At 40.7% G+C, this 23,389-nt stretch carries 20 protein-coding genes; 16 read left to right on the top strand and 4 right to left on the bottom strand.

Features of this window, described 5'->3' with window-relative positions:
• Positions 1–580 precede the first annotated feature (580 nt).
• The gene (locus M3189_RS16980; RefSeq protein WP_251635551.1) at positions 581–1,999 is read right to left on the bottom strand and encodes a sigma-54 interaction domain-containing protein; all 1,419 of its coding nucleotides are present in this window, start codon (positions 1,997–1,999) and stop codon (positions 581–583) included.
• A gap of 389 nt (positions 2,000–2,388) precedes the next feature.
• The gene (locus M3189_RS16975) at positions 2,389–2,985 is read right to left on the bottom strand and encodes a TetR/AcrR family transcriptional regulator (RefSeq protein WP_251635549.1); all 597 of its coding nucleotides are present in this window, start codon (positions 2,983–2,985) and stop codon (positions 2,389–2,391) included.
• A gap of 295 nt (positions 2,986–3,280) precedes the next feature.
• Here M3189_RS16975 and M3189_RS16970 point away from each other — a divergent pair, with 295 nt between their 5' ends.
• The 7 genes from M3189_RS16970 to M3189_RS16935 all read left to right on the top strand — a co-directional run bounded on the left by M3189_RS16970 (position 3,281) and on the right by M3189_RS16935 (position 11,675).
• Positions 3,281–4,879: an ABC transporter substrate-binding protein gene (locus M3189_RS16970; protein ID WP_251635547.1), complete on the top strand. Its 1,599-nt coding sequence runs from the start codon at positions 3,281–3,283 to the stop codon at positions 4,877–4,879.
• Between the two features lie 69 nt (positions 4,880–4,948).
• Positions 4,949–5,893, top strand: coding sequence for an ABC transporter permease (locus tag M3189_RS16965; RefSeq protein WP_251635545.1), 945 nt, complete (start codon positions 4,949–4,951; stop codon positions 5,891–5,893).
• A 12-nt stretch (positions 5,894–5,905) separates the two neighbouring features.
• Positions 5,906–6,805 (top strand): ABC transporter permease, encoded by a 900-nt coding sequence (locus M3189_RS16960; protein WP_251635543.1) that lies wholly within the window; start codon positions 5,906–5,908, stop codon positions 6,803–6,805.
• A 24-nt stretch (positions 6,806–6,829) separates the two neighbouring features.
• Positions 6,830–8,875: an ABC transporter ATP-binding protein gene (locus M3189_RS26975; RefSeq protein ID WP_285889700.1), complete on the top strand. Its 2,046-nt coding sequence runs from the start codon at positions 6,830–6,832 to the stop codon at positions 8,873–8,875.
• A complete protein-coding gene (locus M3189_RS16945; RefSeq protein WP_251635541.1) occupies positions 8,872–9,672 on the top strand; it encodes an HpcH/HpaI aldolase family protein in 801 nt (266 codons plus the stop codon). The genes M3189_RS26975 and M3189_RS16945 overlap by 4 nt, the downstream gene beginning before the upstream one ends.
• 31 nt (positions 9,673–9,703) lie before the next feature.
• A complete protein-coding gene (locus M3189_RS16940; protein ID WP_251635539.1) occupies positions 9,704–10,381 on the top strand; it encodes an RraA family protein in 678 nt (225 codons plus the stop codon).
• A gap of 85 nt (positions 10,382–10,466) precedes the next feature.
• A complete protein-coding gene (locus M3189_RS16935; RefSeq protein WP_251635538.1) occupies positions 10,467–11,675 on the top strand; it encodes an aminotransferase A in 1,209 nt (402 codons plus the stop codon).
• 125 nt (positions 11,676–11,800) lie between these two features.
• Here M3189_RS16935 and M3189_RS16930 read toward each other — a convergent pair whose 3' ends face one another.
• On the bottom strand, positions 11,801–11,935 hold the full coding sequence (locus M3189_RS16930) for a YycC family protein (RefSeq protein ID WP_090758317.1): 135 nt from the start codon (positions 11,933–11,935) through the stop codon (positions 11,801–11,803).
• Positions 11,936–11,971: 36 nt separating this feature from the next.
• Between M3189_RS16930 and M3189_RS16925 the strand changes: the two genes are divergently transcribed.
• Entirely contained in the window at positions 11,972–12,700 is a 729-nt protein-coding gene (locus M3189_RS16925; protein WP_251635536.1) for a glycerophosphodiester phosphodiesterase, read from the top strand.
• Between the two features lie 10 nt (positions 12,701–12,710).
• On the opposite strand, the gene M3189_RS16920 is transcribed toward M3189_RS16925, so the two are convergent.
• On the bottom strand, positions 12,711–12,944 hold the full coding sequence (locus tag M3189_RS16920) for a DUF2627 domain-containing protein (RefSeq protein ID WP_095247172.1): 234 nt from the start codon (positions 12,942–12,944) through the stop codon (positions 12,711–12,713).
• A gap of 186 nt (positions 12,945–13,130) precedes the next feature.
• On the opposite strand from M3189_RS16920, the gene M3189_RS16915 reads away from it, so the two are divergent.
• From M3189_RS16915 to M3189_RS16880, 8 genes are all read left to right on the top strand, one after another.
• Positions 13,131–15,206: a sigma 54-interacting transcriptional regulator gene (locus M3189_RS16915; RefSeq protein ID WP_251635534.1), complete on the top strand. Its 2,076-nt coding sequence runs from the start codon at positions 13,131–13,133 to the stop codon at positions 15,204–15,206.
• 130 nt (positions 15,207–15,336) lie between these two features.
• Entirely contained in the window at positions 15,337–16,245 is a 909-nt protein-coding gene (gene yqiS, locus M3189_RS16910) for a phosphate butyryltransferase (RefSeq protein ID WP_251635532.1), read from the top strand.
• A gap of 38 nt (positions 16,246–16,283) precedes the next feature.
• Positions 16,284–17,378: a branched-chain amino acid dehydrogenase gene (gene bcd / locus M3189_RS16905; protein WP_251635531.1), complete on the top strand. Its 1,095-nt coding sequence runs from the start codon at positions 16,284–16,286 to the stop codon at positions 17,376–17,378.
• A gap of 97 nt (positions 17,379–17,475) precedes the next feature.
• Positions 17,476–18,579 carry a butyrate kinase gene (buk, locus tag M3189_RS16900; protein ID WP_251635529.1) on the top strand — a complete coding sequence of 368 codons (1,104 nt, stop codon included), beginning with the start codon at positions 17,476–17,478 and terminating at the stop codon, positions 18,577–18,579.
• A gap of 18 nt (positions 18,580–18,597) precedes the next feature.
• On the top strand, positions 18,598–20,019 hold the full coding sequence (gene lpdA / locus M3189_RS16895) for a dihydrolipoyl dehydrogenase (RefSeq protein ID WP_251635526.1): 1,422 nt from the start codon (positions 18,598–18,600) through the stop codon (positions 20,017–20,019).
• Positions 20,020–20,053: 34 nt separating this feature from the next.
• Complete coding sequence (locus M3189_RS16890; protein WP_251635524.1) at positions 20,054–21,049, top strand: thiamine pyrophosphate-dependent dehydrogenase E1 component subunit alpha; 996 nt, start codon at positions 20,054–20,056, stop codon at positions 21,047–21,049.
• Positions 21,050–21,061: 12 nt separating this feature from the next.
• Positions 21,062–22,045, top strand: coding sequence for an alpha-ketoacid dehydrogenase subunit beta (locus M3189_RS16885; RefSeq protein ID WP_251635522.1), 984 nt, complete (start codon positions 21,062–21,064; stop codon positions 22,043–22,045).
• Between the two features lie 15 nt (positions 22,046–22,060).
• Positions 22,061–23,344 carry a dihydrolipoamide acetyltransferase family protein gene (locus tag M3189_RS16880; RefSeq protein WP_251635520.1) on the top strand — a complete coding sequence of 428 codons (1,284 nt, stop codon included), beginning with the start codon at positions 22,061–22,063 and terminating at the stop codon, positions 23,342–23,344.
• Positions 23,345–23,389: the final 45 nt, after the last annotated feature.

Raw genomic sequence — 23,389 nt, 5'->3', positions numbered from 1 at the left:
ACTGATTTCTATCCTCACCAAGAATATATGGCATACAATCATCTCCTTATACTATAAATTCGACAATAGTATGTGTTTTCCTATCGGACAAGTTGGGAAAAGTGACAATTGTTAGACAGACTCACGTACGGAACTGTGAGAGGCGCATGAGTTATTTCATGCGCCTACTCTATTTTATATCGTGTTAGTCTTTGCCTATTTTGTGCTTTTTCACACGGTACTGGAGGTTCTGTCGGCTCATGCCAAGAGATTTGGCGTTGCCTGTATGCATTCAAAAATTGTATATCCACAATAATGTAATACCTTCTTAGTATTTAGGTCTTATTAAATTAAGTCTGAGAGTCTTAAAAAGTGTGGTCTATTGGGTTAGTTCCCATACAGTCCCGCCAATTAATTTTATCAAGGATTTTCACCATTACTATTGTCGTTCCTTTAAAAAAAGCAAGAGTAGAGAAACGAACCGTTTTTCTACTCTTGCTTTTTTGTGATATTATTATAGCGTTTCTTTAGAAAAAACTCCAAACTAATCTGGTACAGTGTATTAATTTTATTATTTTATCCACGTTGTGTTTCCAAAAAACTACATCTTAACCAATTCCTTCCCACTTATTCTTAAATTGAATTTTTTTAACCGACGAATTATATATGATTGGGATACACCGAGTTTTTTTGCCGTTTTCCATGTGCTATTCGTTTCATTATAGGTTTTAATTAAAATGCTTATTTCAATCTGTTCTAAATAGAATGGTAAACTCACTTCTTCTACGTTTTGAAGGAGCATTTGTTGCGACTGCCTTAGGGGAAAGTCGCTTGGTAAATCATCTATATCAATTTTGGGTCCAGCAGATGTAATCACTAATCGTTCTATTAAATTTTCAAGCTCACGAATATTTCCATCCCAAGTGTAATTGTATAAGGTATCCATTAAGTTTTTGGATAAAGTATGTTGACGGCCATACTTTTGGTTAAATTTACTTAAATAAAAATTCAAAAGTGGAATAATATCTTCTTTTCTTTCGCGCAAAGGTGGAATTTCCATTGGAAGGATATTTAAACGATAAAATAAGTCCTTACGAAATGTTCCTTCTTTGATGCGTTCCATTAAATTTACATTGGTTGCTGCAATAATGCGCACATCCGCTTGTTGTGCTAGGTTATCCCCAATCATCCTATATGTCTTGTTTTGTAAAAATTGCAGAAGCTTTGATTGGAGATGAAGAGGAAATTCACCGATTTCGTCTAAAAACAAAATCCCCTGATCAGCCGCTGTAATTAAACCGAGTTTTCCATTCACATTGGCCCCTGTAAATGCCCCTTTTTTGTACCCAAATAATTCTGATTCAATGAGGGTTTCTGGAATTGCACCGCAGTCTAAATGAATAAATGGTTTATTATTACGACTACTCAGCTGATGAATTCGATAGGCAATGGCTGTTTTCCCAACACCTGTTTCTCCAGTTAATAGAATCGTTGTATCAATATCAGAAATCTTTTGAGACCATGCAGAAATGTTTTGCATAGCTTTACTTTTTCCTACATAGAAATCTTCTTCCTGCTGATTTTTCTCCAAGATTAGTTGGCGAATTTGCTGTTTATATAGTTGTAAAATAGATTCGACTTTTTCTAATTCACTCGATTGATTAATCGCTTGGGATAATTGTCTTGCATGCGTAACGATATATTGGATATCCCCGTTCTCATCTGGAATATAGTCACCAGAGACAAGCAAGTGAACATTAGTTTGAGTGATCTGAGTAGTGCTTATAAACCCCTTTTTTTCAATAACAAGCCTTGCAATAGAAGGTGCAAATAAGCCTTGTTTTTCCATTTTAAAAACGTTTTGGCCAATAAGTTCACTGAATGAAAAAAAATCATCAGCTGCTTGATTCACCCACAATACATTTCCGTTTTTTTCGATAATCCAAATAGGATCTTTTAATGTATTAATGATTTTTAAAAGTAATTGGCTATCAAATTGTTGTAAGACCTTTGCTGTCAAAGTGTTTTCCCCCATCAATAAGTAATTTCCACATGCCAGAAAGGTTTTAAACTTCAGTATTTGTGATTCGTAACCGACTCATTATAAACCTTATGTAAAAAATTATATCATATTATAAACCGTTGTTATTCATTTTTGACACGAATTGAATCTATTTAGAATCAATAAGGTAGAATTGAATTATAAATTCAATATCAATTTTTTGAAAGTACTGATTTATCTGTATTTTAAAGTTGGCATGATTTTTGCATATTTATAAATCATATGGGCTACTATTAAGCTGAACTAATTCAAATAATTAGTTCAGCTATGAAAAATTCAGCCACCAGGACAAGCTGATACCAAAAGAATCTTCTGCGTGTTTTGGTCATTAAGCAGCCCTTATTTTTTCAGCACTCCAGTTTCGGATCAAAAGTATCAAAAAACGGAACAAGCAGACTCAAATGTTCGTGTCCTAATTTTTCTGTAGAATGGAGCAGCCAGTCCAAGAGAATGCCCCTGGTATAAACGAGAATCATGTGAGCGATAAACTCAGCATCCATATCCCTGCGGAATTCATTTTGCTCCTGTGCCTTTTGAATAATCCCTTTAAAATGAATAAACATTCGCCGTTCCGGCGAAATCATGTAGGAAGGCTGTTCGTCATTGATTTGTAAAGTATAAATGGCCTTCGTCCATTCTCTGCGGCTTTCGTTTACATAATCATACATTCCCTTACATAGGGCGATTAATTCTTCTTTATTAGTTTGATAGGTTTGTGATGATACTACAGTGACCACTTCCTCGTCAAGATCGAACCAGGAACTGAGGATGATTTCTCCTTTATTTTTAAAATGATTATAAAAAGCCCCTTTGGTGACCCCGGCTTTTCTGCAAATGTCGTCAATAGTCGTATTATGATAGCCTTTTTTGATAAAGAGCTCCATACTGATTTTGTTCAGCGTATTGCGCGTTTTTTTCGCTTCTTCCCTGTTTTTTCGAGCCATTTTGACAACACTCCTTTGCTTAAAAAGTCTTTTTTCCATATGGTGTAATACTTACGTAAATCATAGCACAGAATGAAATCTTGCAAAATTAGAAAGTATTCAATAGTAATTTTTATTTTCTAAATTATTGAAAAATTCAAAAATGTATAGTAAGATAAAAATACAAATTACATACTCTGGTATCTAAATGATAAAGTATGTGTTTGGTTTTATCAATAAGGAAGGTGGTAGATAGGGAAAAGTACCTTTGTTTATAAAACTACTAGTTTAAAAGAGGTTAAGGGAGGGTTCTTATATGTTGAAAAAAAAGTCCAAATTTTTATACCTAAACATAATGATTGGTTTAATCGTCGCGCTGATACTTTCCGGTTGTTCGGGTTCAAAATCAAATTCCTCAGAAACATCGACATCTCCACAAAAGCAAGTGGATCCGGGAAAACCTCAATATGGTGGAACGTTAAAAATTTCCTCACCTATTGAACCTGCCAATTTAGGAGTTCCGCCGGAGCAACCTGGAAGCGGTTTCGTACACATGATGGCACCGGTTCTTGAAACACTCGGGAAATTTGATAATAAGGGTGTTATGCAGCCTCTATTGGCAGAAAGGTGGGAATTGGATCCACATGCAAAAACCATCACTTACTTTTTGAAAAAAAGCATTAAATTCCACGATGGTACTGACTTCAATGCAGAGGCTGTGAAATGGAATATTGAATTATTCCGGCAAGCCAAACGCGGGGAAGTAGACGGGATTAGTTCGATTGATGTAGTAGATGAAAGCACAGTCAAGATTAATCTAACCGAATGGAACAGCAGCTTGAACAACGCGCTTTGTTTCTGGATTCAAATGATTTCGCCGACTGCGTATGAAAAGAATGGAAAAGACTGGGCATTTAGCCATCCAGTGGGCACAGGTGCATTCGCGTATGATAGCTGGGAGCGCGGCGTTGCGATTAAATACAAGAAAAATGATAACTACTGGCAAGAAGGACTTCCATATCTTGACGGCGTCGAATACAAAATCATTCCAGATGCCATGACGGCCTCTGCTGCCTTCCAGCAAAGAGAAGTGGATGCCTCATTCTATTTACCGGTTGATAGGGTCCTAGAATTAGAAAAGAACGATCAATACAAAGTCGTCACACTTACAACAGGCCTTGGCAACAGAGAAAACGGTCTTATCCCAAATAGCGGAAATCCGGATTCCCCATGGGCCAATGTAAAGGTAAGAGAAGCATTAGCCTATGCAATTGATGCAAAGACAATCGTCGAAAAGGTTCTAAAAGGCGGCTATCAAGTAACAGACCAGTGGGGACCTGTGACGGGGACCTCTTACAACCCAGATGTGAAGAAATTTGAATTTAATCCTGAAAAAGCGAAGAAATTGCTGGCGGAAGCAGGATATCCAAACGGTTTCAAAACGAAGCTCATCTCTTGGCCGGGTCTTCAGCATGAATCACTGCCTCCTGTTTATCAGAGCTATTTAAAGGAAGTTGGAATTGATGCGGAAGTCGTGCCTGTTGATACTGCCAGAATGTATGACCTAATTGGCACTGAGTGGGACGGGCTGATGTACTTTGACGTTTTGACCGACCCAGATTTGCCGCTTTACATGGAACGTTACCTAAGCAAAAAAGCCAAATTATACGTAAACATTGACCATCCGGAAAAAGTGGAAGAGCTCATTAAAAAAGGTAAAGCTGCAACCGATCCGGAAACAAAGAAGAAGGCAAACCTTGAATTACAGAAGGCAGTCTTCGAGGAAAGCCATATGTTCTTCCCATTAGCGGTAACAACCCTGCCGATTGTCATGTATCCGAATATACAAGACAGCGGATTTAATGAAACATATGGCAATGTGTATTCTCCAGAAAAGACCTGGCTTTTAAAATAAAGAAAAAGTTTGAGGGGGGATGATGCTTTTCATCTTCCCCCTCTAAACTAACAGAAAAGGAGAGCTGTTATGATTGCGTTTATAATCCGTAGGCTATTGCAGACCGTCATTGTTTTGTTTATGGTGAGCCTCATCGTATTTTCCATTCTGCAGGTTCTGCCGGGAGATCCCGCACGGACTTTGTTAGGACCCGAAGCCTCGCCGGAACAAGTAGAACAAATTCGTGAAGAATTAGGGCTGAACCGCTCGTTGCCAGTCCAATATTTTACCTGGGTCGGAAATGCCATTAAAGGGGATCTAGGAAAGTCGATTGCCTTTAGAGAAGATGTAACGGGAATTATAGGCGAACACTTACCGAAAACCATTTATATCAGTATTCTCTCGATGGTATTAGCCATCATTATTGGGGTGCCGGCCGGGATTATTGCAGCTATTAAAAGGGGAGGAAAAATTGATTCCCTCATTTCCGTCATCGCAAACTTTGGAATGGCGGTACCTGCCTTTTGGCTCGCAGTTTTATGTATTTATTTATTCAGTCTTAAACTGGGATGGTTTCCGGTGCAAGGATATACCTCCCCATTTGAAGATTTCTGGTTAAGTACACAGCAGGTTATTATGCCTGTTATCTGCCTTGCCTTTGCGGCTCTAGCTTCCTTTGCCCGTCAGACCAGGTCGGCCATGCTAGAAGTGATCATGCAGGATTTTACCAGAACGGCGCGTTCCAAAGGATTAAAGGAAGGCACCATTATCATCAAACATACGTTGAAAAATGCGATTATTCCTGTTATCACCTTAGTGGGGCTGCAGGTGCGAAACATCGTAGGCAGTACCATATTTATTGAGCAGGTTTTCAATATTCCGGGTATGGGGCGACTTGTCGTTCAAAGTATCTTTAATCAAGACTTTGTTGTCGTTCAGGGCTGTGTGCTCGTCATTGCCATTATCGTTGCCCTTACCAATCTATTGATTGATATTTCATATGGCTATGCAGACCCACGGATTCGGATTAAATAAGGAGGGAAAAAGATGACTACAGAAATCATTGCTTCTGAAAGAGTCGTGGAACAGGAGGTTAAAAAAACAAGTAATACACTGCGCTTTTTTCGTGTATTCCTTGCCCGAAAAACAGTGGTAGCAAGTTTAGCCATTATACTTATTATGATTATTTGTGCTATTTTCGCCCCGTTAATTGCTCCATTTGATCCATATAAACAAGACTATTCGCAGATACTTTCGGAACCATCACTAGCCCATCCATTTGGAACAGACCTTGTTGGACGGGATGTCTTGAGCCGGATTATTTACGGAAGCCAGGCAGCGCTACTAGTTGGTATTGTGTCCGTCGCCATTGCAAGCGTGATTGGGATCATCCTAGGATTATTCTCCGGCTATGTTGGCGGGTTAATTGATGCCATTATTATGAGAGCAATGGATGCCCTCATGGCGATTCCTCCTATTATATTGGCGGTGGTTTTCGTGGCAGCCTTTGGCGGCGGTTTAACAAACGTCATCATTACGTTAGGCCTTTCGCTTGTACCGACTTACGCACGGTTAATGCGGGGCCAGGTACTTGCGATAAGAGAATCGGATTTTATTGTGGCTCAGGAGCTCATGGGCTCAACGAATTTACGAAATATGATTAAGCATGTACTGCCAAACTGTATTTCTCCACTAATCGTCTTAATTACTTTAAATTTTGGTGTGGCAATTTTGGCTGAAGCGGGACTCAGCTTTTTAGGGCTTGGTATTGTACCGCCTAAAGCTGCCTGGGGTTCCATGATCAATGACGGCTATAAATATTTATTATCGAATCCAATTCTCTCCTTTGCCCCCGGAATGGCCGTTGTTCTCGTAGTGGTGGCCTTCAATATTGTCGGAGATGCATTAAGGGATGCCCTTGATCCACGTCTTAAAGGAACCTTGTAAAAAATAAATGGGAGGTGTACATAAATGAGCCATTTGCTCGAGGTTAAAAATTTACAAACACACTTCACAGTCGACCGCAATGTCGTAAAAGCAGTTGATGGCGTTTCCTACTACGTAGATGAGGGAGAAGTTGTGGCAGTCGTCGGTGAAAGCGGCAGCGGGAAATCCGTTACCCAGTATTCTGGCATCCAGCTAATCCCAACGCCCCCAGGAAAAATTGTCGGCGGGGAAGTCCTGTTTAATGGTAAAAACTTGCTGCAGTTAAGCGGGGAGGAACTGCGGCAGGTACGCGGCGGGGAAATCGGTGTCGTGTTCCAGGAACCGATGACATCGCTAAACCCTGTATTAACGATAGGTTATCAAATAATCGAGACGATTATCCTCCATCTAAAGATTAATAAGAAGGATGCCCGCAAACATGCGATTGAATTGCTGAAAAGTGTGGGGATTCCAGATGCGGAAGAACGGATTGACTATTATCCGCACCAATTCAGCGGCGGCATGCGGCAGAGAGTGTGCATTGCGATGGCGAGGGCCTGCAATCCGAAAATTCTGATTGCGGATGAAGCAACGACAGCACTTGATGTTACCACACAGGCACAAATCTTGGAGATGCTAAAAGATATTGTAAAAGAAACAAAAACTTCTATTGTATTAGTGACCCATAACTTAGGGATTGTGGCCCGCTATGCAGACCGTATTTATGTCATGTATGCCGGTGAAATTGTTGAATCAGGCACCACAAAGGAAATTTTCTCGAGTCCAAAGCACCCCTACACGATTTCCTTGTTGAACGCCATCCCTAGATTAGATGATCCAAAAGGCCGACAGCTGATTCCAATTGACGGTATTCCTCCATCCTTGATTAACAAGCGGGACATTTGTGCCTTTTTGCCAAGATGTCTGCACCGGACGGCAGCCTGCTCCTTCAAGCCGGCGCCAAAGCTTGAATCTGTTGGCGGCAACCATTATACAGCCTGTCATGAAGATATAAAAGCGGAAGCAATTCTAGAGGTGGCAGCCGCTAGAGCCGCTGTGGAGAATTCTTCTACTGAAATATTTCATCATCGGCAATTGGATAACGAAAACCTTTTAGAGGTTAAAAACTTAAAAATGTATTTCCCCGTCACAAAAGGGATTATGAAGCGGAAAGTAGCGGATGTCAAAGCCGTGGATGACGTGAGCTTCTTCATTAAAAAAGGGGAAACTCTTGGTTTAGTTGGGGAAAGCGGATGCGGAAAAACAACAATAATCCGCAGTATCTTACGAATGTATGAACCTACTTCGGGTGAAGTAATTTTTGACGGACAAAACATTGCGAAAATGCCAAAGAGCAAACTTCGTCCGATACGCAAAAACATATCCCTGGTATTCCAGGATCCATTTAGTTCACTTGACCCCCGTCAAAGTGCGGGTAGTATTGTCGGAGAGCCTTTGATTATTCATCAATTAACGAAGACGAAACAGGAATATGAAAATCGAGTCAATGAATTATTTGAACTAGTGGGCCTAAACCCTGCCTGGAAAAATAGAGTTCCTCACGAATTCAGCGGAGGGCAGCGGCAGCGGATAGGAATCGCCCGGGCATTGGCCAGTAACCCATCGTTTATCGTGTGTGACGAGGCCATTTCCGCACTGGATGTGTCTATCCAGGCACAAATTATTAATCTATTAGAAGATTTACAGAAAAAGCTGGGCCTTACCTATTTATTTGTGGCCCACGATTTATCCGTTGTCCGCCATATCAGCGACCGGGTTGTGGTCATGTATCTAGGTAAGATTGTCGAGGTAGCGGATTGGAAGTCGCTGTATGAAAACCCATTGCATCCTTATACAAAGGGACTACTTGCGGCAGTACCTATACCAGACCCGTTCGTAGAGGAAACCCGGGATCATGTGATGCTGGAAGGGGAAATCCCAAGCGTGATGAACCGTCCAAATGGCTGCGCCTTTATTAACCGTTGTCCGATGGCTACCAAGGAATGCAGTGAAGTAGAACCGCCGCTTGTGGAGACCGAAGAGGGGCACAGTGTTGCTTGCATTAAAGTGGGAAAGGAAGTGGGTTTATGAGCCATACGAAAAGAATTGATCATGCATTAGAAACAAGGGGGATAGCGGTTGGAACGTTTATTTCCTTTAACAGTCCAGATATAGTCGAATTTGCTGGTCATGCTGGGTTCGATTTTGTCCTGCTTGACGCTGAGCACAGTACCTTTGCCTTTGAGGGCGCGGTTGAAATGATTCGTGCCGCTGCGGCTGGCGGCATAGCTGCCATTGTCCGGCTTCCTTCCAGCGAGCATTCCGGCATTACCAAAATCTTGGATGCTGGTGCAGTTGGTGTACTGATTTCGAGCGTCAGCACCGGGGAAGAGGCAAGAAGGATTGTGCAGGCGGTAAAATACGGACCTGCCGGCAAAAGAGGATTTAGTCCAAGTATCCGGGCAATGGATGGTTTTGAGAGCAATAAGGAGTATCGAAAGTGGAGCGACAGTAACACCTTAATCTGGGCAATTATTGAGAATGAAGAGGCGCTAGCCAATATTGAAGACATTCTCGCTTCAGGAATCACCGGCATTATGCCTGGACCTTACGATTTATCGATGGCCATGGGGCACGAGGGAGAATCGACACATCCTGAAGTCGTAGAAGCCTTAGACTGCGTAAGCGACCTTGCAGTTAAGAAGGGCGTGGATCTCGTCGTTTTTTCAGAGGTGCCGGATGGGGAAGGCGCAAAAACTCCATATGAAATCGCTGAGTCTTGGAAAAATCGGGGAGCCCGGTTCATTCATTTTAGCACAGACCGTATGATCATGGCGTCTGGCTACCGAAAGATTTTAGATGGGTTGAAGGAACCGCTGGACGTTTAGTTTTATTAAAATTGGAAGGGGAAATATGAAAATGATTACTATAAATGCTTCAATTAAAAGACCAGACCCTGAATTGGTAAGACAATTGGGGGAGATTACTCCAAGTGATTATGGACATAAGCTGAATTTTCAATTCATTACCGCAAGCAAAATGAAACCGTTATTCCCAATTGAGACCCCTTTTGCAGGACCGGCGGTAACGGTTCGAATCCCGCCAAACGATGTTTTATCAACATGTAAGGCAATGGATTATGTCCAGCCTGGCGACATTGTCGTCATTGATGCCTCCGAAGAGGACCGATATGCCTGCTGGGGCGAAGTGACAACGAGAATTGCGATGGAAAAAGGGGCTGCGGCCGCCATTATTAATGGAGCTGTTACAGATACGATTGCAATAAGAGATTTAGGGTTTAAGGTGTATTCGCATTCTGTGTCGCCTTTGACGACCAAATTCTACGGCATCGGCGGCGATATTAATGTTCCGGTTTCGATTTCTGGCTGTGTCATTCAGCCGGGTGATGTGATTGTTGGAAGTAATGATGGGCTTCTAGTCGTGCCTAAGGATGAGATTGCCACTTACTTAGAAATTGGAAAAGAGGCAAAGGAATTAGATGAACAAAATCTCCAAGACTTAAAAGTTTTAGGAGCCGATGTGTTCTTGCGTCGATTGGATCCATTATGGGACAGCATGCTGGAAAAGGATGAATAAAATTTCTTCTAACTAGACAGTAAAACATACTCTTAGCTTTTTAGTCTGTATGCATAAAAATGATAACCAGGGGAGATGGTTGCAGATGCTTCATCTAGTCAACAAGAATGTCAAACAAATAGAATTATCTGGTATTCGAAAAGTCTTTAATAAAGTACTGAACGATCCAAGTATCGTTAATTTAACGGTTGGCCAGCCGGATTTTCCGACTCCTCAAAATGTGATTAAAGCCGGAATTAAATCATTGGAGGAAGAACGGACCGGTTATACAACCAACTCGGGATTACCTGACTTGAGAAAAGCGATTGCAGGCTTTGTGGACCGCCGCTATGGGTTGAAATATGAGCCGGAGAATGAAATTCTTGTGACAATAGGTGCAAGTGAAGCTCTTGACATTGCGTTTCGTACCATTCTGGATGAAGGCAGTGAAGTGATTTTGCCCGTACCGATTTATCCGGCGTACGAACCACTGATAAGATTATGCGGTGCCATACCAGTTTTTATCGATACGAGGGAAACTGGCTTTAAGCTTAACGCAGAGATGATAAAAACAAAACTTACGGATAAGACCCGTTGTGTCCTTCTACCTTATCCATCCAATCCTTGCGGAAGTATTTTAGAAAAAGAAGAGTTGCAGGAGATTGCTGATCTTTTAAGAGACAAGGAAATTTTTATTATCTCCGATGAAATTTACAGTGAATTAACCTATGGAACGAGACATCATTCGATTGCCTCTTTTCCAGAAATGAAAGAAAAGAGCATTGTGATTAATGGCCTTTCGAAATCCCATGCGATGACAGGTTGGAGGATTGGGTTTGCACTGGCACCGACATATCTAATAGAAGAAATGCTGAAAATCCATGTGTACAATACCGTTTGTGCAACCTCCACCAGCCAATATGCTGCCTTAGAAGCATTATCGGCAGACTTAATAGAAGTAGAGCAGATGAAGGAAGAATATCAAAAACGAAGAGATTACGTATTTGACCGAGTGAAATCAATGGGTCTTGATGTAAGTTGGCCCGATGGAGCCTTCTACTTATTTCCTTCAATAAAAAATACAGGGATGAGTTCTGAGGAATTTAATGAAAAATTAATTGAACAGGCAAAAGTAGCGGTCATACCTGGCAGTGCCTTCTCAACCTATGGAGAGGGATATATTCGAATTTCTTATGCCAGCTCAATGGAAAATCTAGTAGAAGGGTTAAATAGGTTAGAAAAATTTTTGGGAATAATAAAGAATAGTTTTTCCGGAAAAATGGAGTCAGTCAGTGCGGCTGAGCATATGTCGTAATATATAACGGGTGGGATTCCAAGCCTTCATTATCAAAATGAAGGCTTTTTTTGTCTAGCTGCAGCGCTTAGGAAAATGAACTGCTTTTTTTCCTGTACAAGGCGCTTCCGCTTAAGTATTAAATATTATTTTTCTTTTTCTAATTCCATTAATTTTTGAATAAGTATATGCTGAGGCATATGCATCAGCTGTTCTAACGGAACATTTAATTTTTCCGCAAGCTTTATGGCTGTTTCAGGTGATAATTGTAAAGGTTTCATTGTAATCCTCCATTTATTTAGTTAGGAAGTGAAAAAATGACACAGATTTTTGCGCATCGAGGTTATTCTGCAGCTTTTGCTGAAAATACAATGAGTGCATTTATTGCTGCCGAAAAGGCAGGAGCCAACGGTTTAGAATTGGATGTCCAATTAACGAAGGACGGTGAAGTGGTTGTCATACATGATGAGAAACTTGACCGAACCACAACTGGTAAGGGCTACGTGAAAAATTTACCATTTAATGAAATAAGAAAATTTAATGCGAATAAAAAAGGTGCGAATAAAGAACCAATCCCCTCACTGATTGAGGTTCTTGAATGGATGCAGACCAATCAACTTGTATGTAACATAGAGTTGAAAAACAATCTAATTCCGTATGAAGGGATGGAAGAAAAAGTCATTCAGCTTGTTCGAAAATATAATTTGAGTAACCGAATAATCATTTCATCTTTTAATCATTATAGTATAGTCTTAAGTTATCGGTTAGCACCTGAAATCGAGACAGCACCACTATTTGATGAGCGAATCTATATGCCGTGGGTTTATGCACAATCCATTCGTGCGCAAGGTATTCATCCGAAGTTAGCGACGATTACGGATGACATTATCATAGGTGCAATCGAAAATGGAGTAGCAGTCAGACCTTATACCGTAAATAAAGATGCTGATATGCATAGGTTATATAAACTAAACTGTACTTCGATTATTACAGATGACCCAGTAAAGGCTCTGAAAATTAGGAAACAATATGAAAAGAGACCATAATGGCCTCTTTTTATTTTTTAAATCGATCCTGTACCTTATTACTTTTTCTGTCACGGTGAAATATGAATCCTGCGACAAAAGCTAAACCACCAATAAATAGAATGAGACCTAATAGAAATTGCAGCCATAAGAATGGGATTGGGCTTTGAAGAATCCCGAATGTCATATCGCGCATTAATTTAATCCCAAAACCAGCTAGAAAGCCTGGAATAACTAATATAAGTAAAGCAATAATCCGCTTCATAATTAAATCCTTCCAATTGTTTAATAAGTCATAAGAATTATACCCTCAAGGAAATATTAGTACAAAGATAAAATTTGTCAAGATAACTAAAAAAATATAGAATAGATAGTGAAAAATATTGCATGTTTTTCGTTTATCTTGTCTGAAAAGATCTTCTTTTTCAATAATAATTAAGGGGCTTAAAAAATGCAAAATGTTTTGATTGTTGGTGCCGGTAAGGGTGGTACAGCGGTCCTTAAACTGCTCAATGAAACAGAAGTCCTTCAGGTTAAGGCTGTCATTGACAGGAACTTAGATGCGCAGGGAATCTATTTAGCGCAAAGTGTTGGTATTCAAACCGGTACTGATTGGAAGCCGTTTTTAAGTGAGGATATCGACATTATTATTGAAGTAACAGGAAATGAACATGTGTTTCAAGAGTTAAGGAGTGCCAAGGACAAGAAAACCGTTTTGATTCCTGGCAGCGTTGCATTTCTTCTTGCAAGACTTCTTGAAGAGAAAGAAGAATTAATCGTTAAACACCAAAATGCCTCCTACCAGCAGGAGCTCATTTTTAATGCCACAAATGATGGAATGTTAGTGATCGATGCAACGGGGGTCGTGATTTTATTTAATCGACGTGCAGAAGAGATGACAGGTGTAAAACGGGACCATGCAATTGGGAAATACGTGGTTGAAGTAATTCCGGAAAGCAGACTGCCTATAATCCTTGCAACGAGAAGAACAGAGACGAATCAAGAAATGGTATTGGGAAATGGAAGGAAAATTATAACAACCCGTATTCCAATCATCGAAGAGAATGGGACATTAATTGGCGCATTTGCCGTTTTTAAAGATATCACAGAAGTAGTGAATCTTGCAGAGGAAATTACCGATTTAAAAGAAATCCAAACTATGCTACAGGCAATCATCCATTCTAGTGATGATGCTATTTCTGTAGTTGATGAAAACGGCAGGGGTCTGCTTATTAATCCGGCCTATACGCGCCTTACTGGTCTTACACAAGAACAGGTTATTGGACAACCAGCAACTGCTGATATATCTGAAGGTGAAAGTATGCATATGAAGGTCCTCCAAACAAGAAGAGCGGTCCGTGGGGTTCCGATGCGAGTAGGTCCAAATAAACGGGAAGTCATTGTAAATGTGGCCCCCATTATTGTTAAAGGAAAACTAAAAGGCAGTGTCGGGGTTATTCATGATATGTCAGAAATTAAAACGTTAAACAGGGAATTGAACCGTGCCCGCCAAATCATTCGCACGCTTGAAGCGAAGTATACCTTCGAGGATATTATCGGTAGTTCTGAAGAAATGACTCTCGCAATTGAGCAGGCAAAGCTTGGGGCAAAAACGCCTGCAACAGTTCTGTTACGGGGTGAATCCGGTACAGGGAAAGAATTGTTTGCCCATGCCATACATAATGCAAGTGATCGAAAGTATAACAAATTTATTCGCGTTAATTGTGCAGCGATTTCTGAGTCCCTTCTGGAGAGTGAATTATTTGGTTATGAAGAAGGAGCTTTTTCAGGGGCAAAAAGGGGAGGGAAAAGGGGCTATTTTGAAGAGGCTAATAACGGAAGTATTTTTCTCGATGAAATAGGTGAACTATCTGCCAATACTCAGGCGAAATTACTCAGGGTACTGCAAGAAAATGAAATCACACGTGTAGGTGGTACAAAGTCAGTTCCGATAAATGTTAGAATTATTGCGGCGACCCACGTGAATCTTGAAAAAGGAATTGCAAAGGGCTCTTTTAGGGAAGACTTATACTATCGTTTAAATCGTATGCCAATACATATCCCTCCACTCCGAAATCGGAAAGAAGAGGTTCCTGTCCTATGTGAAAGGCTTATCGAAAAAATTAATTTGGATTACGGCAGAAATGTCGAGGGTGTTACTCAAGCTGCCCTCTTAAAATTAGTGAATTATGATTGGCCGGGGAATGTACGGGAACTAGAAAATATTCTGGGCAGGGCGATAATTTTTATGAATTACTATGAAACATTCATTAATGTACATCACCTTCCAGAACTGAGACCTAAAAAAACGGGGAGTGAACAGCTAGTAACAGATCATAGTGAATCAATCCAGCAGGGTCGTTCATTAAATGCTATGGTAGAAGATTATGAAGCAGAAATTATCCAGCAGATGCTTAACCGTTTTAATGGCAATAAGACGGCAACTGCTAAGGCACTAGGGTTATCAGTGAGGAATCTGTATTATAAGCTAGAAAAATATAAACTTGAAAATAATAGCATGCAATAAATTTCATAGTGTGAAGAAAATTGCGCTTATTATGTCAGGGACTAAAGCGTTTTCAATAATTTCAACTTGGCACGGATTTTGCATAATAGAATAATGGAGTTGCAGTTGATGAGAAAGGGTTGATGACAACTTGTTGCTTGATTCACTGATATACAAAGCAACCCAGCTAGATGGTAACACGGTAGCTGTTGCAGTGGCAGAAGATGAAGAAGTCATCGAAGCAGTTATTGAAGCACTAAATCGGAATCTCGCCAATTTTATATTATTTGGTGATAAAGAAAAAATTAATATGATACTAACCGTTAAGAACAAAGACCAGAAAAAAAGTAACAAAAAGCTTACTATTGTTCATGCAGACACAAACGAGCTGGCTGCAGAGCTGGCAGTCAGAGCAGTATCAACGAAGGAAGCAAACGTGTTAATGAAAGGGAATATCCCCACAAGCGCTCTTTTAAGAGCAGTTCTAAATAAAGAGTACGGTCTTAGGACGGGAAATGTTCTATCTCACGTGGCTGTATTTGAGGTTCCAGATTACAATCGGTTTACCATCGTTACAGATGCAGGGATGAATATTGCCCCTGAATTAGAACAAAAAGCTCAAATAATTAAAAATGCTGCAGCCTTGGCTAGAGCAATTGGAATAGAATATCCAAAGGTTGCTCCAATAGCTGCTGTTGAAGTAGTGAATCCTGCCATGCAAGCGACGATTGACGCCGCTGTATTAAGTATGATGAATAAACGAGGGCAAATCACTGGCTGTATTGTAGATGGTCCATTAGCTTTAGATAATGCCGTTTCCGCTTTAGCTGCTGAACACAAAGGAATTCATAGTGAAGTAGCTGGCAGGGCTGATATCTTATTAGTTCCCACTATTGAGGTTGGAAACGTCTTATATAAGTCATTAATTTATTTTGCAAAAGCAAAAGTAGGAGCTGTTATTGCAGGCGCAAAGGCTCCCATCGTATTAACTTCTAGAGCGGATTCGGCGGAAAGTAAGCTATATTCACTTGCACTCGCCATCTGCTCTGTAACCAAATAGAATAGAGTGTAGTTTTCAAATTTGAGGAGGATGTTAACATGGAAATTTTCAAGTACTTAGAACAGTATGATTACGAGCAAGTTGTATTTTGTCAAGATAAACAATCTGGATTAAAAGCAATTATTGCCATACATGATACAACTTTAGGACCTGCATTAGGTGGTACTCGTATGTGGACATACGAATCAGAAGAAGCTGCAATCATTGATGCGTTACGATTAGCAAAAGGAATGACTTATAAAAACGCTGCAGCTGGACTAAATCTTGGCGGTGGTAAAACAGTTATTATTGGTGACCCGCGTAAGGATAAAAGTGAAGAATTGTTCCGTGCTTTTGGCCGTTACATTCAAGGGTTAAATGGAAGATATATTACTGCTGAGGATGTAGGTACAACTGTTGCGGATATGGACCTAATACATGAGGAAACAGACTATGTTACAGGTATTTCACCAGCATTTGGCTCATCTGGTAACCCTTCACCTGTAACGGCATATGGTGTTTACGTTGGAATGAAAGCTGCAGCAAAAGAAGCATTCGGTTCTGATTCACTAGAAGGAAAAGTAATTGCGATTCAAGGTGTAGGGAATGTTGCTTATACTCTTTGTCAATACTTGCATAAAGAGGGTGCGCAATTAATCGTTACGGATATTAACAAGGAAGCTGTTGGGCGTGCAGTTGAGGATTTCGGTGCCCGTGCGGTTGATCCAAATGAAATTTACGGCGTTGAATGTGATATTTATGCGCCTTGTGCACTAGGAGCTACCATTAATGATGATACGATTCCACAATTAAAGGCGAAGGTTATTGCTGGTTCTGCAAATAACCAATTAAAAGATACTCGTCACGGTGATATTATCCATGAAATGGGTATCGTTTATGCACCGGATTATGTAATAAACGCTGGCGGTGTAATTAATGTGGCAGATGAACTTTACGGATATAACCATGAACGGGCAATGAAAAAGGTTGATCAAATCTATGCAAGTATCGAAAAGGTAATTGCTATTTCAAAGCGTGATGGTATTCCAACATATGTTGCAGCGGACAGAATGGCTGAAGAAAGAATTGAAAAAATGCGTAACTCCCGCAGTCAATTCCTGCAAAATGGTCATCATATTTTAAGCCGTCGCTAGATAATAAAAATATATGAGGCAGAGCGCTGAATGTGTAATTCAGCGTCTTTTCCCTTTAATAGGTGTGAAATGTGTATAAAAATGGAGGTCAAATACGTTGCCTGATAAGAAGTATCGAATACTCGTCATCAACCCAGGTTCCACTTCAACTAAGATTGGGGTCTTCGATAATGAAATTTCTATTTTAGAAAGTACAATCCGTCATGATTCGAAATTGATTAATTCATTTGCCAATATTATCGATCAATATGAATTTAGAAAGAATACCATCTTGGAAGCACTCGATAATGAAGGAATTAATATATCCAAGCTTAGTGCGGTTTGTGGGCGAGGCGGACTGCTGAGACCGATTGAAGGCGGGACCTATGCTGTCAATGAAATCATGCTTGAAGATTTACGGACTGGTTTTGCAGGACAGCATGCGTCAAATCTTGGAGGTATTATTGCTTATGAAATTGCTTCTGGGTTAAATATACCTTCCTATATTGTTGATCCTGTCGTTGTGGATGAACTAGATCCGATTGCAAGAGTATCTGGCTTTTCTTTAATTGAAAGAGTAAGTATTTTCCACGCACTAAACCAAAAAGCAGTAGCACGCAGAGTCGCAAAAGAGCTAGGGAAGAATTATTTGGATTTAAACCTAATCGTTACCCACATGGGCGGAGGGATTACAGTTGGGGTACATAAGCAAGGGAGAGTCATTGATGTAAACAATGGTCTTCATGGAGATGGTCCCTTCAGTCCAGAACGGGCTGGAACTGTTCCAGTTGGGGATTTAGTTTCGCTTTGTTATTCTGGGCAATATTACCGCGAAGAAATAATGAAGAAGCTTGTTGGCCAAGGTGGATTAGTTGGATACCTTGGAACGAATGACGCCGTAGAAGTCGAAAAAAGGATTGAAAGCGGAGACGACCGGGCCGCTCTCGTATACGAAGCAATGGGTTACCAGGTTGCAAAGGAAATAGGTGCAGCAAGTGCGGTGTTAGCTGGAAAAGTAGATGCAATAGTGCTGACTGGCGGTCTTGCGTATAGTAAAGGATTTGTGAAATACATTACCGATAGAATTAATTGGATTGCAGATACGATTGTCCATCCAGGTGAAAATGAACTTCAAGCATTAGCTGAAGGAGCATTAAGAATTTTGCGTGGTGAAGAAGCCGTTAAAGAATATCCAGGTAGGTTTAAAACAGCAAAAATCTAGACTCGGGGAGGAAATACAGTGTCACAAGAATACGATTTAGTCATTCTTGGTGGTGGAACTGGCGGTTATGTAGCTGCCATTCGTGCCTCTCAGCTTGGCTTAAAAACAGCAATAGTTGAAAAAGGGAAGCTTGGAGGAACATGTCTTCATAAAGGCTGCATCCCTAGTAAAGCTCTTCTAAGAAGTGCTGAGGTTTACGCAACAGCAAAGCATAGTGAAGATTTTGGCGTTATCACAAGTGAGGTTTCCTATAACTTTGGGAAAGTTCAGGAAAGAAAAAACAAAATAATCGACCAACTCCATAAGGGCGTACAACATCTCATGAAGCAAGGGAAAATTGATGTTTATGAAGGACTTGGCAGGATTTTAGGACCTTCTATTTTTTCACCCATGCCGGGAACGATTTCGGTTGAAATGAATAATGGTGAAGAAAATGAAATGCTCATTCCAAAAAACGTTGTTATTGCAACTGGTTCAAGACCTAGAACACTTCCAGGATTAGAAATTGATAGTGAATTTGTTATTACATCTGATGAGGCATTAGAGCTTGAGACATTACCTGCGTCCATCATTATTGTTGGCGGAGGAGTAATCGGAATTGAGTGGGCATCAATGCTTTCTGATTTCGGTGTTGACGTAACGGTTATCGAGTATGCGGACCGAATTATTCCAACTGAAGATAAGGAAATCTCTAAAGAAATGCAGCGCCTGATGAAGAAAAAGGGGATAAAGCTTGTAACAGGAGCGAAGGTTCTTCCAGAAACGCTTATTAAAGGTGATGGCGTTACCATTTCAGCAGAAGTAAAAGCTGGTGTGAAAGAATTTAAAGCTGAAAAACTCCTTGTTTCTGTGGGACGCCAAGCAAATGTCGAAGGAATTGGATTAGGAAATACAGAGATTCAGGTAGAAAAAGGATTTATTGTTACAAACCAATTCTATCAAACAAAAGAATCTCATATTTACGCAATTGGAGATGTAATTGGCGGCTTGCAGCTTGCGCATGTTGCATCCCATGAAGGAATTATTGCAGTAGAGCATATTGCTCGGAAGGATCCTTCAGAGCTTAATTACAATCTAGTTTCTAGATGTATATATAGTAATCCGGAGGTGTCTAGCGTTGGGATTACCGAAGAACAGGCAAAAGAAAAGGGTCATAAAGTAAAAGTGGGTAAATTTTCATTCCGAGCAATTGGAAAGGCCCTTGTATTTGGAGAGTCCGATGGTTTTGTCAAGATTGTTGCTGATGAAGAGACCAATGATATTCTTGGGGTGCATATGATTGGTCCACATGTAACAGACATGATTACAGAAGCAGGTTTGGCAATGGTATTGGATGCAACTCCATGGGAAATTGCTCATACGATTCATCCACATCCAACACTTTCAGAAGCGATTGGAGAAGCTGCATTAGCGGTTGATGGAAGAGCAATCCATTCATAAGTATATTTATTGCGACAAACGGGAGGTTTAAAAAATGGCTGAAAATCGTCATCATTCATTAGGTTTAAGTGATGAAAAGGTTTTGGAAATGTATGAAACTATGCTGCTGGCCCGCCGAATCGACGAACGGATGTGGTTATTAAATCGTGCGGGTAAAATACCATTTGTAATTTCCTGTCAAGGACAAGAAGCAGCACAGGTGGGTGCGGCATTTGCTTTAGATAAGGAAAAAGATTATGTGCTGCCATATTACCGTGATATGGGCGTAGTCTTAACATTTGGGATGACACCAAAAGAACTAATGTTATCAGGATTTGCAAAAGCAGAGGATCCAAACTCAGGCGGCAGACAAATGCCTGGTCACTTTGGTCAAAAGAGAAATCGTATCGTAACTGGTTCTTCTCCAGTAACAACCCAAGTTCCACATGCTGTCGGTGTAGCATTAGCAGGGAAAATGGAAAGGAAGGATTTGGTGACCTTCGTAACCTTTGGTGAGGGTTCTTCAAACCAAGGTGATTTCCATGAAGGAGCTAACTTTGCCGGAGTTCATAAATTACCAGTTATATTCATGTGTGAAAATAATAAATATGCGATTTCTGTCCCAATTGAGAAACAATTGGGATGTGAGAAAGTTTCTGATCGTGCAATCGGTTATGGTATGCCAGGATTTACTGTTGATGGAAACGATCCATTAGAAGTGTATAAAGTGGTGAAGGAAGCAGTAGACCGCGGCCGCCGTGGAGAGGGGCCTTCATTAATAGAAACAATCTCATACAGACTGACACCACACTCTTCAGATGACGATGACCGTTCGTACCGCGCTCCTGATGAAGTGGCTAAAGCGAAAACGAAGGATCCAATCATTACCTTTGGTGCCTATTTAAAAGAAATAGGCGTGATGAATGATGAGTTGGAAAAAGAAATCAATGATCGAGTGATGAAGCAAGTGAATGAAGCCACTGATTATGCTGAAAATGCACCGTATGCAGCACCTGAACACGCGCTGAAATACGTTTATGCGGATAAGTAAGGGGGATGTAACATGGCAGTAATTTCTTATATAGATGCGGTCACAATGGCCATTCGGGAAGAAATGGAACGGGATCCAAAGGTTTTTGTTCTTGGTGAAGATGTTGGGGTAAAAGGCGGAGTTTTTAAAGCCACACAAGGCTTATACGAACAATTTGGCGAAGAGCGTGTGATTGATACACCACTTGCTGAATCTGCTATTGCCGGGGTAGGTATTGGTGCAGCGATGTACGGAATGAGACCAATCGCTGAAATGCAATTTGCTGATTTTATTATGCCTGCAGTGAATCAAATTATTTCAGAAGCGGCAAAGATTCGTTATCGCTCTAATAACGACTGGAGCTGTCCAATGGTTATTCGTGCACCATACGGCGGAGGTGTTCACGGGGCACTTTATCATTCTCAATCCGTTGAAGCGGTGTTTGCGAATACACCTGGCTTGAAAATTGTTATGCCGTCCACTCCTTATGATGTAAAGGGACTACTGAAAGCAGCTATCCGTGATAATGATCCAGTGTTATTCTTCGAGCATAAGCGTGCTTACCGTTTAATCAAAGGTGAAGTACCGACAGATGATTACACCTTGCCAATTGGAAAAGCGGATGTGAAGCGTAAAGGTGATGACATTACCGTTATTACTTATGGCCTATGTGTTCATTTTGCCCTGCAAGCAGCTGAAAAATTAGCCAAGGATGGAATTTCTGCACATATCCTTGATCTAAGAACTGTATATCCATTGGATAAAGAAGCTATCATTGAAGCGGCGTCTAAGACGGGTAAGGTTTTACTTGTGACTGAAGATAATAAAGAAGGCAGCATTATTAGTGAAGTATCTGCAATCATTGCTGAAAATTGTTTGTTTGATTTAGATGCTCCAATTATGCGTTTAGCTGGTCCGGATGTCCCAGCAATGCCATATGCACCAACCATGGAGAAGTTCTTTATGGTCAATCCAGAAAAAGTCGAAAAAGCAATGCGTGAGCTTGCGGAATACTAATAGGAGGTTGGAATCTTGGTTATTGAACAGATTAAAATGCCTCAGTTAGGGGAAAGTGTAACCGAAGGAACAATCTCAAAGTGGCTTGTTTCTGTCGGAGATAAAGTTAACAAATACGACCCATTAGCTGAAGTAATGACAGATAAGGTAAATGCAGAAGTTCCTTCTTCTTTCACAGGTACAATTAAAGAGCTAGTTGCGGAAGATGGAGACACACTGGCTGTTGGTGAAATCATTTGTACCATTGAAATTGAGGGCGCTAATGATGTAAAAACGGAAGTAAGTGAGCAAAGTACAGAAGCAGTTGAAAGTGCTCCTGTTTCCGAGCAGACTGATCAAGGAAACAAAGCCCGTTATTCTCCTGCAGTTTTAAAAATTTCTCAAGAGAACGGAATTGATTTAACACAGTTGACAGGCACCGGTGCGGGCGGCAGAATTACGAGAAAAGATCTTTTGAAACTGATTGAATCAGGTAATATCCCTGTGACAGGTGCAAAAGTAGAAGAACCGAAGCAGCCAGCTGCAGCCCAAGAAACGGTACCTGCGGTTGCTGCTCCAAAGCAAGCGGCACCTGCTCCAAGTATTCCAGTTGCAGCAGGCGATATCGAAATACCCGTAACTGGCATCCGAAAAGCAATTGCTGCCAATATGCTCCGAAGTAAGCATGAAGCACCACATGCATGGACCATGATTGAAGTCGATGCAACAAATCTTGTGGAATACCGCAATTCTTTAAAGGATGAGTTCAAAAGGAAAGAAGGCTTCAATCTCACTTTCTTTGCCTTTTTCGTAAAAGCAGTAGCGCAGGCATTAAAGGAATTCCCACAAATCAACTCTATGTGGGCTGGAGATAAGATTATCCAGAAGAAAGACATCAATATATCCATTGCTGTCGCAACCGATGATGCTTTATACGTACCTGTTATTAAGCAAGCAGATGAAAAAACAATTAAAGGGATTGCCCGTGAGATTTCTGAACTTGCTGTAAAAGTAAGAACGAATAAACTTCGTTCAGAAGATATGCAGGGTGGAACCTTTACTGTCAACAATACTGGCTCGTTCGGCTCCGTTCAATCAGCAGGAATTATCAACTACCCGCAGGCAGCAATTCTACAAGTGGAATCCATCGTCAAGCGCCCGGTGGTTATGAACAACAATATGATTGCTGTCAGGGACATGGTAAACCTATGTATGTCACTCGACCACAGAGTATTAGACGGACTCGTTTGCGGACGATTCTTACAGCGAGTGAAAGAAATTCTTGAAAATACATCAAAATCAACAACATCAATCTATTAGTTAAATAACCGCCGCCGATATGGTGGCGGTTATTTTTATTGCTTG

The sequence above is a fragment of the Neobacillus niacini genome (genome assembly GCF_023715415.1).
Lineage (GTDB): Bacteria > Bacillota > Bacilli > Bacillales > Cytobacillaceae > Neobacillus > Neobacillus niacini_C.
The sequence above is the reverse complement of the archived record's forward strand: the minus strand, read 5'-3'. Positions and strand labels throughout refer to the sequence as shown.

Coding starts and splice junctions, on each gene's coding strand:
- M3189_RS16935 (WP_251635538.1), top strand. CDS start 10,467: ATGCTTCATCTAGTCAACAAGAATGTCAAACAAATAGAATTATCTGGT.
- M3189_RS16945 (WP_251635541.1), top strand. CDS start 8,872: ATGAGCCATACGAAAAGAATTGATCATGCATTAGAAACAAGGGGGATA.
- M3189_RS26975 (WP_285889700.1), top strand. CDS start 6,830: ATGAGCCATTTGCTCGAGGTTAAAAATTTACAAACACACTTCACAGTC.
- M3189_RS16970 (WP_251635547.1), top strand. CDS start 3,281: ATGTTGAAAAAAAAGTCCAAATTTTTATACCTAAACATAATGATTGGT.
- M3189_RS16915 (WP_251635534.1), top strand. CDS start 13,131: ATGCAAAATGTTTTGATTGTTGGTGCCGGTAAGGGTGGTACAGCGGTC.
- bcd (WP_251635531.1), top strand. CDS start 16,284: ATGGAAATTTTCAAGTACTTAGAACAGTATGATTACGAGCAAGTTGTA.
- M3189_RS16885 (WP_251635522.1), top strand. CDS start 21,062: ATGGCAGTAATTTCTTATATAGATGCGGTCACAATGGCCATTCGGGAA.
- M3189_RS16890 (WP_251635524.1), top strand. CDS start 20,054: ATGGCTGAAAATCGTCATCATTCATTAGGTTTAAGTGATGAAAAGGTT.
- M3189_RS16965 (WP_251635545.1), top strand. CDS start 4,949: ATGATTGCGTTTATAATCCGTAGGCTATTGCAGACCGTCATTGTTTTG.
- M3189_RS16930 (WP_090758317.1), bottom strand. CDS start 11,935: ATGAAACCTTTACAATTATCACCTGAAACAGCCATAAAGCTTGCGGAA.
- M3189_RS16940 (WP_251635539.1), top strand. CDS start 9,704: ATGATTACTATAAATGCTTCAATTAAAAGACCAGACCCTGAATTGGTA.
- M3189_RS16975 (WP_251635549.1), bottom strand. CDS start 2,985: ATGGCTCGAAAAAACAGGGAAGAAGCGAAAAAAACGCGCAATACGCTG.
- M3189_RS16960 (WP_251635543.1), top strand. CDS start 5,906: ATGACTACAGAAATCATTGCTTCTGAAAGAGTCGTGGAACAGGAGGTT.
- M3189_RS16920 (WP_095247172.1), bottom strand. CDS start 12,944: ATGAAGCGGATTATTGCTTTACTTATATTAGTTATTCCAGGCTTTCTA.
- M3189_RS16925 (WP_251635536.1), top strand. CDS start 11,972: ATGACACAGATTTTTGCGCATCGAGGTTATTCTGCAGCTTTTGCTGAA.